Below are 13,787 nucleotides of genomic sequence, written 5' to 3' on the forward strand. Positions count from 1 at the left end.
TCAGATTTATCCCGAATTTTGGTTTTAATAATCTTTCAAAATAAACATAATGAAATCACTTGCACGCATTGTTTTAATTATTCTATTATCATTTGGAATGGCCGAAGTGGCCCATGCCCAGAAATTCCTCGACAGACTAAAAGAAAAAGCTCAGCAGAAAATCGAAAAGAGAGTGGAGGACAAAGTGGATCAGAAAATGGATGAAAGCCTTGACAAGGTAGAAGAATCCATTAGTTCAGATGAAGAGGACTCCTCTTCTACAGAAAAGAAGCAGCAAGCTTTTATGCAAAACCTGCTGAAAGGTGCCGGCTTGTCGGGTACACCCGTTCCTTACAACACCAGCTATTCGTTTCCCTTTCTGATTCAGATGCACATTGAAACCTACGACAAATCGAAAAACAAACCAAGCACCGGCGAATTTCTGACGATGCTTGATCCGGAGACCAAAAGTATTTCCTACGAAGCCATTTCGGGTGATGTTAGCGAAAACGACAATGGATTGTTTATCATCGACTCTGAAAACGGAGCCATGATTGTTTTAAACAGCAAGGAAAAATCAGGCATTGTTTACGGAATCGGTTCTTTCTTTGAGTCGATTGGAGAAACTTACCTTGAAGACGAGGACGCGACAGAACCGGAAGAAGATTACCTGGCCAATCCGAACATCAAAAAAACAGGCAAAACCAAAACCATAGCCGGCTACAAATGCGAACAATATGTTTACAACGATGATGAAACCGATGCCGAAATATGGTTGACCGATGAATTAAAAGTAAGCACACAGGACTTTTTCAGCACTTTATTCAAAACCAGCCTGTATGCCAATGGCTTACTGTCCGGCGGTTATGTAATGGAATCAAAATCGACCGACAAAAACACCGGAGACACCAGTTTAATGACGGTAACAAAAGTGGATAAGAATTCGAACCGGAAGATCACCTTTTCTGATTACCAAATAACCAACCTGGGGTCGTTTACCCTTCCACAGGAAGAAAAGGAATAGCAGGTGCTGCTTAAAAGTAAAAGAGGCTGTTTTAATAAACAGCCTCTTTTACTTTTATCCGTGTTTTTCTGATAAATATCGTTCAGCATCAATGGCTGCCATACACCCCGAACCGGCAGCAGTAACTGCCTGTCTGTAAACCGGGTCCTGCACATCGCCACAGGCAAACACCCCGGGAACCTTGGTTTTCGATGTTCCGGGAACGGTTTTAATATAGCCCACCTCATCGGTATCCAGGTATTCTTTAAAAATATCCGAATTGGGTTTGTGCCCGATGGCCAAAAAGAAACCATCGATTTTTATGTTTACTTCCTCTTCGTCTTTTTCACCCTGGTTTTTTACCAGCGTTGCTCCTTCTACTACTCCGTTGCCAAACAAGCCTTTGGTTTGATGTTTCCAGAGGATCTCGATATTCGGCGTTTTCATGGCGCGCTCGGCCATTACCTTGGAAGCGCGAAGTTCGTCGCGGCGAACAATCATATACACCTTGTTGCAAAGGCCGGCCAGGTACATGGCTTCTTCAGCTGCGGTATCTCCTCCCCCAACAACTGCCACGTCTTTACCCCGGTAGAAAAATCCGTCGCAGGTAGCACAGGCTGAAACGCCGCCACCGGCGTATTTCTTCTCGTCTTCCAGGCCAAGGTACTTGGCGGTTGCACCGGTTGCAATAATAACCGTTTCGGCTTCAATCAACTTCGAGTCGTCGATCCAAACCTTGTGAATGTCTCCGGAGAAATCCACACTGGTAGCCATTCCCCAGCGAACATCCGTTCCAAAGCGTTGTGCCTGCTTTTTCAGGTCTTCCATCATCACCGGACCGGTTACTCCTTCCGGATAGCCCGGGTAATTTTCAACTTCGGTGGTGGTAGTCAACTGTCCTCCAGGTTGAAGCCCTTCATACATTACAGGCGATAAATTAGCTCTAGCGGCATAAATAGCTGCCGTATAGCCGGCAGGACCGGAACCGATTACCAAACACTTTACACGTTCGGCATCGCCCGCTACATTTGTCTTCTTTTCTGAATTCTCGTTGATATCAAGTGGTTTAAACATAGTGCTATTTTTTTAGTCGTCAAAAATACAAAACAAAGCAATTCAGACCCAATAAATTCTATTGATTCTAAACATATGCGATCAATGAATTCTATTCGAACTTTTTTCCCGGAAAATGAAAAAAGGCTTTGTAAAAATAAATTGTAGCATTACATTTGCACCCACAAGTTTCGGGATGTAGCGCAGCCTGGTAGCGCACTCGTCTGGGGGGCGAGGGGTCGCAAGTTCAAATCTTGTCATCCCGACATAAAATTAAAGGAGTTAGTGTACATACTAACTCCTTTTTTATTTTGTGGTTGAAGCATATTTGAAACAATCTTTCTGAAAACACCTTTTCAATAAACTCATCATTCAGATCATCCTTCAGAAAATAATTAAATGCCGTGTGATTTTGAATAAGCTGTTCTGTTACCCAATATCCTTCGGATGGGAAAGTTGCTGGAGTTTAGTGTTATGAGAAAAAATTTATCACAACAAAAACTACTGGAAATTTTAACTGCTGAAATTGAAATGCTGGAGCAAACGACGAAGGATTATAAACAGGTACTGAAAAAAATGTGCTTATTCTGAGGTGGTTTCTGGTCTGGGTCGGAGTGATTATTTCCTGATTGGTAATTCAGATTACTTGGATATAAGCATCTGTTCATGTAGCAATAGAGTTCAGCAGCGGAGCATTGATAAAGGGATAAACAATAAATCAAAGGTTACGTAACTTTAATAACTTACCTTTAGCTTGTTTAAACAAACTTGATTTGAAGTTATACATTAAAAATATGGTTTGTATTCGCTGCCAGATGGTGGTGAAAGCTGAACTCGAAAAACTCGGTCTGCAATATGTTTATGTAAGGATTGGTGAAGCCGATATAATCGGAGATGTTCTGCCGGGACAACTGGAGCGGTTAAAAACAGATTTGAAAAAAGCCGGATTGGTTTTAATGGACAATAAAAAAAGTGTCCTTGTTGAAAAGATAAAAAGTGCCATAATCGAATTGGTTCACTATACCGAAGATCAAATCAAGGTAAATCTTTCGGACTACCTCAGCGAGAAACTCAATTACGATTATACTTACCTTGCCAACCTTTTTTCAGAAGTGAAAGGCATTACCATTGAAAAGTTTTACCTGACTCACAAAATTGAAAGGGTAAAAGAATTAATTGTTTATGATGAGCTGAATCTTTCAGAAATCGCTTTCAAAATGCACTACAGCAGTGTGGCTCATCTTTCCAATCAGTTTAAAAAATACACAGGACTTACCCCTACTCATTTCAAGAAACTGAAAAACAAACGTCGCGAAACGCTTGAAGATGTGTGAACAACTCTAACCTGTCAGTCATTCCCGAATACGAAAGAACAGTTTACATTTTTTTTTGAAATGTGTGAATGATGTAAATTAAAACATCAATTGTGTAACACTTTCAAAATTGGGCAGGAGTATCTTTGATTTAACTTTCATACTATAGATTATTGGAAATGAAAGAAATAGAAAAATCAAAAATCCATATCCTCATCGAAATTATTGAATATGTACCCAATTCGGTGGTGAGCAAAACCATTATTCGGAAGACCACCGGAAATATATGCGTTGTTGCCATTGATACCGGAGAAGCGCTGGCAGAAAAAATTTCTCCGTTCGATACCTTCATTCAAATTATTGAAGGAATGGCAGTAGTTGTAATCGATGATCAGCCCAACTTGCTTCATACTGGAGAAGGCATAATTATCCCCGCCCACACTTCAAATATTGTAAAAGCAAATGGTCGGTTCAAAATGATCTCAACAGTGATTAAAAGCGGATACGAAGGAAACACAATTTAAAATAAATATCATGGCAAAAAGTAAAGAAGGAAAAGAACGGAAAAACGAGAAGAAGGAAGCTGTTATGACAATAAAAGAAAAACGGGCAGCTAAGGCAGCCAAAAAAGCCGGTAAAAGAGATTCAGGTATAATTTAACCTGTTGTATTCATATATATCAGAATAGTTAAGACTGGAAGCAGCTTTATAGCGGGAAGGCCGAAAACCGATTAGAGTAGGCAGGAAAAACTAAATAGATAATATAATGACAACAATTGTAGCACGACATAAGGTAGGAGACTTTGATACATGGCTTAAAGGGCATGAGGACCGGAAAAGGGTTTTTGCCCCCGCGATTAGCAGTTTCAAAACATATCGAGATGCTAATGATCCCAATTCGATTGCATTGGTAATTGAAGTTACGGACATGGAAAAATTACAGTCAATCATTGACGATCCGGCAAATGCTGAACTGCAAAAAAAACATACTGTGTTAAGGCCAATTACCATTTCACTGCCGGTAGATATTTAAGTAGAACAAAACAGAAAGCGGAAGAGATTAATCATGGAAAACAAGTTTAAAGAAGGCGAAGTGGTGCGGGCGAAGGTTAATCCGAACCAAAATCTGGTTGTCAGACGATATGTTGACCGGATTTATTATTGCAAAATACAGGAAAACCCCAGTCATAAAGATTTGGTTTATTTTGAACGGGAACTCCTTCCTCCCGAAATAAAGGATATTGGCTTATTAACTTCCTTAAACATAATCATCAATAAATGAAGATCACTTATATTGCAACTTACCCGCCCCGCGAATGTGGTATCGGAACCTTTACGAACAACCTGTTCAAATCGATGTTACGGCAAAACGAGCAACATGAACAAACAAATGAAGGTTTTGTGGTTGCATTAAACGACAACGAGCTCACATACAAATATCCCGAAGAAGTAAAAGTTACCATCCGGCAAGATCATCAGGAAGATTATTTGAAAGCCGTAAAGTACATAAATCTTAGTGGTGCCGATGTTTGTATCCTCCAGCACGAATTTGGAATATTTGGTGGCCAAAGCGGCGTATATATCCTTCCGTTACTTCACCGGCTTGAAATTCCGCTCATTGTTACGCTCCATACCATTCTTAAAACGCCTTCGTACAACGAGAAAGCAGTATTGAAGGAAATCTGCAAAATGGCATGCAAAATAGTCGTGATGAGTCATAAGGCAATTGAGTTTCTCACAACAATTTACGATGTACCCAAAGAAAAAATCGCATTGATTGAACATGGTGTACCGGACATTCATTTTAGCCCCGAAAAATCGAAAAAGGAGTTTAAACTTGAGAAAAAGAAAGTGCTGCTTACTTTTGGCTTTATTGGCCGAAGCAAGGGTATTGAAACCGTAATTAAAGCCTTGCCTGAAGTGGTAAAGAAATACCCTGAAGTTATTTACATTGTTTTGGGGAAAACCCATCCGAATGTACTCCGGCATTCAGGAGAAGAATACCGGATTTTTCTTCTTCGTTTGGTGAAAAACCTGCACCTTGAAAATCACGTTGTTTTTTTAAATGAATTTATTGACGAACAGGATTTGTTCAAGTATTTATATGCCTGCGATATATACATAACACCTTATTTGAACGAAGCCCAGATTACCAGCGGAACCCTTTCGTATGCCGTTGGCGTTGGCGCCGCTGTGCTTTCAACCCCCTATTGGCATGCGGCGGAATTGTTGGCTCACGGGAGAGGAAAGTTATTTCAGTTTAATGATTCGGACGACCTTGCAAACACATTAACTGAACTCCTTGATAAACCCGAAGAACAAGTGAAGTTAAAAAACAAAGCGGCGGAATATGGCAGAAATATTACCTGGCCAAAAACCGGCGAAAAATATGTTGCGCTTGCCGAAAAAATTGTGAAGGATGAGCGTCCCGTTCCTGCAAAGAAGGAAACCGAACCAGATTTACTCATCCTTCCCCCCTTTTCCCTTGCGCATATTAACCGGCTCACCGATGACACCGGCATCATTCAGCATGCCAAATTTGGCATTCCCAATTTAAAAGAAGGCTATTGTCTGGATGATAACTCGCGCGCCTTACTGATGGTTTTGATGGCGTACAAGCAAATGAAAGATATGCGGGCACTCGAGTTATCGCCGATTTACCTAAGCTACATTCATTACATGCAAAACGCTGACGGCACATTCCGTAATTTCCTGAGTTTTAACCGTAATTTTTTGGATGAAATTGGTTCCGAAGATTCATTTGGCAGGACAATCTGGGCCCTGGGTTATTTGCTCGCGAATGCACCAAACGATGCTTATTATCAAACAGGAAAGCTTATATTTTTCAATGCAGCTCCCAATTTTGAAAGTTTAAAATCCATCCGGGGAATTGCCAATACTATGATCGGAATTTGTTATTACCTGAGAAGCAATCCATCCGACGATTCGATGACCGAAAGATTGAGAAACCTGGCGAATGTATTAATCAAACATTACACCGAAAATCAGAGTCCCGGGTGGAATTGGTTTGAATCGTTACTCGCTTACGACAACGGAATTCTTCCTTTGGCATTGTTGCATTCAGCCAAAATACTGAATGATGATAAAGTTACGCAAACGGCTATCGACTCAATGAACTTTCTGACACAACATACATTAAAAGACAATTATCTATCGGTAATTGGCAATGAAAAATGGTACAAGAAAGAAGGCGAACGCTCGCTCTTTGCTCAACAACCTATAGATGCAATGGCGATGGTTTTAATGTACCACGAAGCCTATTTTGTGACAAAAGACAAAGATTTCCTGAATAAACTGTACACCTCCTTTTTGTGGTTTCTGGGTGAAAATGATTTGCGGATGAGTTTGTATGATTTCGAAACCAAAGGTTGTTGCGATGGTTTCGAAAGGTATGGCGTTAACCGGAACCAGGGTGCAGAAAGTTCGCTTGCCTATTTAATTTCGCATTTGACAGTTTTACAGGCTTACGAAGAATTTCATAAATCAGATTTAAGATTAGTATAAAAAAAATCCCGCGATTAGCGGGATAAAAATATAAATGATTGTAATCGTTGTAAACTAAGCAAGTTTAACATTCACTGCATTTAATCCTTTTTTTCCTTCTTCCAAATCAAAAGTTACTTCATCATTTTCCCCGATATTATCTTTTAATCCGGTAGAATGAACGAAATATTCTTTCGAAGATTCGGAGTCTTTAATAAACCCAAAACCTTTGGATTCATTATAGAATTTTACTGTTCCTTTTTTCATTGTATTAAATTATTAATTGTAAGCAAGTTAAAATTTATTGATGAATTTATACTCAATCGGTAAATAAAGATTGTTTTTTAATACAAAATCTGGTCCGTAATTTCATAATTCACCCATGTACTCCCCATTATTCAAAAAATTAATGTTGCTAACAAATTAAAGCTGTTTCCTGCGGAACAGAATAACCAGGGAAATGTGGTCTTATGATTTTGTAACTTATTGTACATCAGTCTTTCGTTCATTCTCAGTTTTTGTAACTGCTCGGGGAAGGCCGGGATTGATTCTTATCTGACCGTTGTTATATTATCATTCGATAGTTCCATTATGTTGGCTGTGAATGGTCCATCCTGATTCCTAAGCGCTTAACTAGTTCCATTTCGTTTTGATTTATGATTTTACCCGCTAAAGGCAGACTATTAATACTGTTGGAATCAAGACTTACTTTGCTTCTTTGTTGGGACAATCAATACCGGAATGGTCGTATTTTGTAAAACTTTTTCTGTAACGCTCCCCATGGTTGTATTTTCAAACCACTTCCGGCTATGTGACCCCATTACTATGACTTCGGCTCCAATTTTATTGGCCGCTTTTAAAATAGCTTCAGAGCAGTCACCGTCACCTATTAGCGTTTGAATGTGATTATCTCCTAAATAATGTTTCGATTTATCGAGAAATAGCTGTGATATTTTTTGGGGCTCCAGCGCTTTCTCCGATAATTCTTCATTGGTATTCAAACGCCCGGCAAACCCCATAATAGTAACGTGCTCAGTTAACTTGTAATGCTGCGGATTTGCCAACACATGAAACAAGGTAACTTCAGCCTTCATTCTTTGGGCAAATGAAAAACCTGTTTCTGCTATCTTCTGAGCACTTGGATCAAAGTCCAGTGCAATCAATACTTTTTTCATTTCTCCTTTTGTTTCCTTTCCAAAGGCACAATCCCGGCCATCTCCCCAATAATATTTACCAAATCAGAACCTGTAGGGATAACTATTTTGGCATTATTTCCGAGCGATGCTTCCAGCGCTTCCAGTTTTCGCAGTAACTGAGCATTTCCAATAAAATATTTATCGGCAGCTTCATTTACCAGTTTTATGGCCTCTGCTTCTCCTTCGGCATGTAAAATTTTCGATTGCTTGTAACCTTCAGCTTCTTTAATTTTGGCTCGTTTTACTCCATCGGCAACCGTTTCGGCAGCGGTGGCAGAATCGATGGCTGCAATTTTTTCATTTTCGGCTTTTACCACTTTGTTCATGGTGTCCTGCACATCACGCGGCGGGTCGATTTCTTTCAGCTCGGTCCGTACGATTTCAATTCCCCAGTTTTTGGTTTCTTCGTGCAGGGTTTTGTATAGTCCGGAATTAATTTTCCCCCGTTCGCTGTTGGCCGATTTTAGTGTGAGGGTACCAATAATATTACGCAAGGTGGTGCGGGCCAGGTTTACAATCTGCCAATTGTAATTGTTTACATTGTAGATGGAGCCTTTTACGCTCTCTTCGTCAGATTTTACCCTGAAATAAACCTGTGCGTCCACACTGGCATTCAGGTTGTCGTTAGTGATGATTTCCTGCGGTTCGGCATCTACCATTTGCTCGGTTACATTCACCAGGAACAGCCGGTCGATAACCGGGATAATCCAGTGAAATCCGGGATTAGCAAGTTTTTTATACTTTCCAAGCCGCTCGATTAAACCGCGGTGTGTCGGCCTAACAATTCGAATGCCTAACAGCAAAAAAATTACGACAGGAAGAATCAAATACAAATAATTCATTTTAATGGTTTTATTTTATTATTTAACTAGCTCCAATTAGGAAGAATACTCCAATGAGTCAATTTCATCTATTAGTTCTTTCTTCGTTTTACCCAATTTGGCTGAAATCATTTCTAACAAACCATCTCTTGAAGTGAGCCCCCAGGACAAATCAACATCAGTAAGTACAGGATACTTCTTTTTAAGTCGCTCCTTTATTCTTCTCCATTCATTCATATCAAATTTTGTTTCCATTGTTATTTCTTTTGTGATTTTTTGTTAAAAAGAATTCTCGACAGCAATACAATAAAAGCTGCTATTGGCAGCAGAATGTCGAGTGTTCTGAATGAATAAAACCCAAAAGTTACTATTGTCCAAAGAAGTACCAGTAGCCCGGCAATAATGTAAAGTGAATTTTTCATGACTTTCTATAACGATATCTCATTGTTGAGATTATTTGTCGGAATAAAGTTACTTCAGAGTGATTATGTTAATGTTACACAATTCTAAATAAGAGTTACATGATTCACACATTATTTAGAAGATATTCAGGGATGTAACCGTAATTCTGTTTAGTATTGAGGCAAAAGTAACAAGAAACATTTCGGGTTTCTATTCGTGGTGATTGGAGTATTGCATCAAACGTGGGCCAATTTGTTATGAGTATAACAGGAGATGTTCCGTTCGATAATTGAAAGGCCTGTATTGACAGTGTTTATCCATACAGGCACGCTAACGGTTTATCAATATTTCGTTTATTATAAAATCACTTTTTTTTGATTTATCCACTGTATATTTCTTAAAATACAATTCAAATTTCGGGCTAGCCTCTTTTAACGAATCATGGATATTCTCATATTATTATCCGCGATGAAATTCATCAGGGCAAGCTTTTGTTTTTCAAACTTAACTTTTCAACAATAACGAGCCGGTGACAGTCATCATTACTTTCTCTAATCATTCAGTCGCAGAACAACCAGTCCAAAACTATTTTGTCAATTGTATCCGATAAATAAATGACCTTTCCAGTATCCATATATTCTTCATCATATTATATCACGAAACTAACATATCTTCGCTTGTATCAATATTTCTCCACTCTGGAAGCACCGCTTTTTAATTGCCTGAAGTCGAAGAAAGATCTAAATCCAAACCCGTACACAAGTCTATCCATCCGCTTCCATTGTAAAAACAAAGACAATCAATATCGGTACTAAAAACAACCATCCCCGCTGCCGGAGTGTCAATTGCTGTGGTTGACAAGCGGGGGACAAGAAAACCTTTGCTTGTACTGTTAATCTCTAATATAGCTGAAGTATTGGGGCTGACTGTTCCAACACCAACATCGCCCTCGGCATCAATATAAAGGGCATCAGTCACCGAGCCGTTGTCGGCATCGAGCGAATGCCCGTCACCAAAAACAGCAAGCTTTCCCCCCGCAAGTGCGGTGGCAATACTATATGTACCGGTAATTTCACTGGTGGCCTGGTACAGCATGTGGTTACCCACATTATAAATTAGCGTTCCTACGCTAAGGTTGGTTATAAATGAAGAGGAAGCATCGGCGATACGCACTGCCCGAATGGGCGTTACCTGAGCAAAAGCCTGCTGCAAACCCAGCAATAGTATTAAAATGAATAGTAACTTTTTCATTCGTATATAATTTATTTTTATTTATTGAATGGAATTCGCATGATTGGAAAATATTCATTCCGATTGGCGTTTTCCGGAATCATGCTCATTTCATGGATTTATTATTCGTTATTAGTAGTGAGATAAAAAGAAAAATCACATTGATTCTTTGCTCTCTATTTTATAAAAAATGTTCTATCAAACTTATCAGTTAATATACTCCAATGGTTTAGCGTTACAAACGTTACCACAAAAAGGTATTTAGTATAGGTCCTGGTCAGTCCTTAATGCAACGGACGGCAATTCCTTCAGAGTTATCAGGTCCGTCTCCAACGAAAGCACTTGTTTCGTTCATAGTCATTTGAAGTCCAAAATAATAATTTCCATTTCCATGCACGTCGCTTCGATATATTCGGTCCGCTGACCAATACGTCCAAGTGCCAAATCGATTATTACTTACACCGCCACCAACATTGGTTCTCCAATATGGTAAAGGTAATTTGAGCTTCGACGCGTATGCGCCTGCAGTATTTTTAGTTGACCAGCTATTTATTTCAGCCTCCCACTCAGCCTTGGTGGGTACGTGATACCCACTGGGACACGGATTGTTTATCCCATTGCTGCCCTGCCATAGGTTCTCGTTCTGAGGTATGCGCCAATCGCGAGGAGAAGTAGTTGTAGTAATAAATTTGTTATGCCCCGGTGTATCGCTGTTGCTAAGGGTATTAGTACTACTACTGGTAATCTTCTGGTGTCCGTCGGGGCCACGCCCCCACTGGTATAAATCGCCAATGGCTTCTGTGTCGGTACTGCTGGTAGCAGCCCGGTTGGCACCCAGGTTTCGGTCCATCCATATTCTTCCGGTGGCACTCCTTACCTCAACCACAAGAGTACCATCGGGGGCATACAAATATATTACCGGCCCTGCAAAGGCAGAGGCTTTCACCTCGCTACCAAGCAGAGCGCCTGTAGTTGCCACTGGAGTGACCGCAAAACCGATGTATTTCCCCACGTCAGCACTGGTCAAGGTGTAAGTACTACCCGTTGCCCCGCTGATGGCAGCAGCACCAGCTCCGGCTGCACTGGTGGCACGATACCATTTAAAAGTAGATGCACCCTGAGCATCGCCATTGGCATCGCTGTAGCTATAGCTACCCGTAAGAACAGATCCGACACTCAAACTACCTGTTTGGGTTACATTGCTGGCTACCGGAGCATCATCGGTAACCGGCCCCGAAAATGTTACAACCTTTACCTCGTTGCCTATCAAAGTACCGGCGCTTGCAACCGGAGTAACCGAAAATCCTATGTATTGGCCAATATCGCTGCTTCTTAAAGTATAATTACGGCCCGTTGCGCCGCTTATTATTGTTGCTGAAGAACCATTGGAACTCGCAGAACGATACCACTTAAAGACAGAAACACCTTCGGCATTCCCATCGACATCAGAGTAAGTGTAGTTTCCGGTAAGGGTAGAGCCTACCTTGCTTATACCGCTTTGGGTTACGTTAGAAGCGACAGGCGCCTCGTCGGTAACCGGTCCCGCGAAGGCTGCAACTTTAACTTCGCTACCCAACGAAGTACCTGTAATGGCAACAGGGATAACGGCAAAACCGATGTATTTACCAAAATCGCTGTTGCTTAATACGTAGCTACTACCCGTTGTGCCGCTTATGACAGTGGCCGACGAACCACTGGAACTGGCTGAACGGTACCATTTAAAAACAGAAGTTCCCTGAGGATCGTTATTGGCATCGGAATAAGTGTAGTTTCCGGTAAGGGTGCTGCCTACTTTGGCTATACCGCTTTGGGTTACATTGCTGGCTACTGGTGCATCATCAGTAACCAAGCCGACAAAGGTAGCGGCTTTCACTTCGATACCCGGCGAAACACCTTCGACCGCAACAGGGGTAACGGCAAAACCGATATATTTACCAAAATCACTGTTGCTAAGTGTATAACTGATGCCCGTTGCGCCGCTTATGACTGTAGCCGATGAACCGTTGGAACTGGCTGATCGGTACCATTTAAAGGTAGTAGTTCCCTGCGCATCGCCATCGGCATCGAAGTAGCTGTAGCTACCTGTAAGAGTTTCACCTACTTTGGCAGTGCCGCTTTGGGCTACATTTGTAGCAACTGGTGCATTATCGGTAACCGGCCCTGAAAAAGGAAGCACCTTTACCTCGCTGCCCAATAAAGTACCGGTACGGGCAACCGACGTAACAGCAAAACCTACGAATTTACCAAGATCGACGTTGCTTAAAGCATAACTTCGGCCCGTTGCACCGCTTATCGCCGTTGCCGACGAACCATCAGAACCGGTAGCATAGTACCACTGAAAGGTAGAAGCTCCTTCCTGATCGCCATTAGCATCGTAGTAAGTGTAGTTGCCGGTAAGAGTATTCCCCAGGGTAGCCATACCACTTTGAGTTACATTTGTCGCAAGGGGGGCATTATCCAGAACTTGTCCGGAAAAGATGGACGCTTTATGCTCTCTGCCCGGCGAACTTCCGCTGCGGGCCACTGGAACAACAGCAAAACCAATGTATTTACCTATGTCGTTGTTGCTTAAGGTATAGTTTATGCCCGTTGCGCCGCTTATCGCAGTTGCCGACGAACCATCGGAACCTGTGGAACGATACCACTGAAAAGTGCTTGAGCCCTCCGGGTCGCCATTATCATCGGTGTAGGCATAGCTACCTGTCATTATTTTGCCAACCATGGTTATGCCGCTTTGTGTTACACTACCGGCAACAGGAGGCAGGTTTAACGACGAACCGGAACATAGATCAACCCAGCCGCTTCCATCGTAAAAACAAAGACAATCAATTTCGGGACTGTAAATAACCATTCCCCTTACCGGATTGCTAATGGCTTTGGTTGAAACGCGGGGAACCATAAATCCTTTGCTTGTGCTGCTAACATCGAATATTGCAGAAGCGTCGGGGCTGGTAGTTCCAACTCCCACATCGCCATCGGCATCCACATAAAGGGCATCGGTCGAAGAGCCGTTGCTGGCATCCAGCGAATGCGCACTTCCAAAAGCGACCAGTTTTCGCTCCGCAAGTGCAGTGGTAATATTCGTTGTACCAACAATCTTATCGGTAGCCCGGTACACCTTATGGGTAGCCACATTATAAATTAATGTACCTACGCTAAGGTTACTTGTAAATGGAGTGGAAGCATTGGCGATACGCACCGCCTCTATTGGCGTTACTTGTGCATAAGTATGCTGCAAACCTAGCAATACGACTATAATGAGTAGTACTTTTTTCATATAATTGAT

The 13,787-nt window shown here is 41.4% G+C and carries 15 protein-coding genes and 1 tRNA gene; 8 read left to right on the forward strand and 8 right to left on the reverse strand.

Translation table 11 applies throughout. From position 1 onward, the window contains the following. Positions 1-49: 49 nt before the first annotated feature. Positions 50-1,003, forward strand: a complete 954-nt coding sequence (locus tag D1614_RS15460; protein ID WP_119438869.1) for a DUF4412 domain-containing protein — start codon at positions 50-52, stop codon at positions 1,001-1,003. A gap of 54 nt (positions 1,004-1,057) precedes the next feature. Here the strand turns inward: D1614_RS15460 and trxB are convergent, their stop codons facing one another. Next, the gene (trxB, locus tag D1614_RS15465; protein ID WP_119438870.1) at positions 1,058-2,056 is read right to left on the reverse strand and encodes a thioredoxin-disulfide reductase; all 999 of its coding nucleotides are present in this window, start codon (positions 2,054-2,056) and stop codon (positions 1,058-1,060) included. A 171-nt stretch (positions 2,057-2,227) separates the two neighbouring features. Between trxB and D1614_RS15470 the strand changes: the two genes are divergently transcribed. The 7 genes from D1614_RS15470 to D1614_RS15495 all read left to right on the forward strand — a co-directional run bounded on the left by D1614_RS15470 (position 2,228) and on the right by D1614_RS15495 (position 6,873). Further along, positions 2,228-2,301, forward strand: a tRNA-Pro gene (locus D1614_RS15470). Between the two features lie 507 nt (positions 2,302-2,808). Further along, complete coding sequence (locus tag D1614_RS15475; protein WP_241558118.1) at positions 2,809-3,369, forward strand: helix-turn-helix domain-containing protein; 561 nt, start codon at positions 2,809-2,811, stop codon at positions 3,367-3,369. A 158-nt stretch (positions 3,370-3,527) separates the two neighbouring features. After that, on the forward strand, positions 3,528-3,872 hold the full coding sequence (locus D1614_RS15480) for a cupin domain-containing protein (RefSeq protein WP_119438872.1): 345 nt from the start codon (positions 3,528-3,530) through the stop codon (positions 3,870-3,872). 10 nt (positions 3,873-3,882) lie between these two features. Next, a complete protein-coding gene (locus D1614_RS26375; RefSeq protein WP_262707217.1) occupies positions 3,883-4,008 on the forward strand; it encodes a hypothetical protein in 126 nt (41 codons plus the stop codon). 106 nt (positions 4,009-4,114) lie between these two features. After that, positions 4,115-4,381 carry a hypothetical protein gene (locus D1614_RS15485; protein WP_175579284.1) on the forward strand — a complete coding sequence of 89 codons (267 nt, stop codon included), beginning with the start codon at positions 4,115-4,117 and terminating at the stop codon, positions 4,379-4,381. A gap of 33 nt (positions 4,382-4,414) precedes the next feature. After that, positions 4,415-4,630, forward strand: coding sequence for a hypothetical protein (locus tag D1614_RS15490; RefSeq protein WP_175579285.1), 216 nt, complete (start codon positions 4,415-4,417; stop codon positions 4,628-4,630). Then, positions 4,627-6,873: a glycosyltransferase family 4 protein gene (locus D1614_RS15495; RefSeq protein WP_119438875.1), complete on the forward strand. Its 2,247-nt coding sequence runs from the start codon at positions 4,627-4,629 to the stop codon at positions 6,871-6,873. Before D1614_RS15490 ends, D1614_RS15495 begins: the two co-directional genes overlap by 4 nt. A gap of 54 nt (positions 6,874-6,927) precedes the next feature. On the opposite strand, the gene D1614_RS15500 is transcribed toward D1614_RS15495, so the two are convergent. From D1614_RS15500 to D1614_RS15525, 7 genes are all read right to left on the reverse strand, one after another. Then, complete coding sequence (locus tag D1614_RS15500) at positions 6,928-7,119, reverse strand: cold-shock protein (RefSeq protein WP_119438876.1); 192 nt, start codon at positions 7,117-7,119, stop codon at positions 6,928-6,930. A gap of 431 nt (positions 7,120-7,550) precedes the next feature. Beyond that, positions 7,551-8,027: a universal stress protein gene (locus tag D1614_RS15505; RefSeq protein ID WP_119438877.1), complete on the reverse strand. Its 477-nt coding sequence runs from the start codon at positions 8,025-8,027 to the stop codon at positions 7,551-7,553. Then, positions 8,024-8,890 carry an SPFH domain-containing protein gene (locus tag D1614_RS15510; RefSeq protein WP_119438878.1) on the reverse strand — a complete coding sequence of 289 codons (867 nt, stop codon included), beginning with the start codon at positions 8,888-8,890 and terminating at the stop codon, positions 8,024-8,026. Before D1614_RS15510 ends, D1614_RS15505 begins: the two co-directional genes overlap by 4 nt. 36 nt (positions 8,891-8,926) lie before the next feature. Then, positions 8,927-9,124 (reverse strand): general stress protein CsbD, encoded by a 198-nt coding sequence (locus tag D1614_RS15515; RefSeq protein WP_119438879.1) that lies wholly within the window; start codon positions 9,122-9,124, stop codon positions 8,927-8,929. 2 nt (positions 9,125-9,126) lie between these two features. After that, positions 9,127-9,291: a hypothetical protein gene (locus D1614_RS25960; protein ID WP_175579286.1), complete on the reverse strand. Its 165-nt coding sequence runs from the start codon at positions 9,289-9,291 to the stop codon at positions 9,127-9,129. 694 nt (positions 9,292-9,985) lie between these two features. Then, the gene (locus D1614_RS15520; RefSeq protein WP_147384254.1) at positions 9,986-10,522 is read right to left on the reverse strand and encodes a phage tail-like protein; all 537 of its coding nucleotides are present in this window, start codon (positions 10,520-10,522) and stop codon (positions 9,986-9,988) included. Positions 10,523-10,778: 256 nt separating this feature from the next. Further along, complete coding sequence (locus tag D1614_RS15525) at positions 10,779-13,778, reverse strand: phage tail-like protein (RefSeq protein ID WP_119438881.1); 3,000 nt, start codon at positions 13,776-13,778, stop codon at positions 10,779-10,781. Positions 13,779-13,787 lie beyond the last annotated feature (9 nt).

Source organism: Maribellus luteus, from assembly GCF_003576475.1.
Classification (GTDB): domain Bacteria; phylum Bacteroidota; class Bacteroidia; order Bacteroidales; family Prolixibacteraceae; genus Draconibacterium; species Draconibacterium luteum.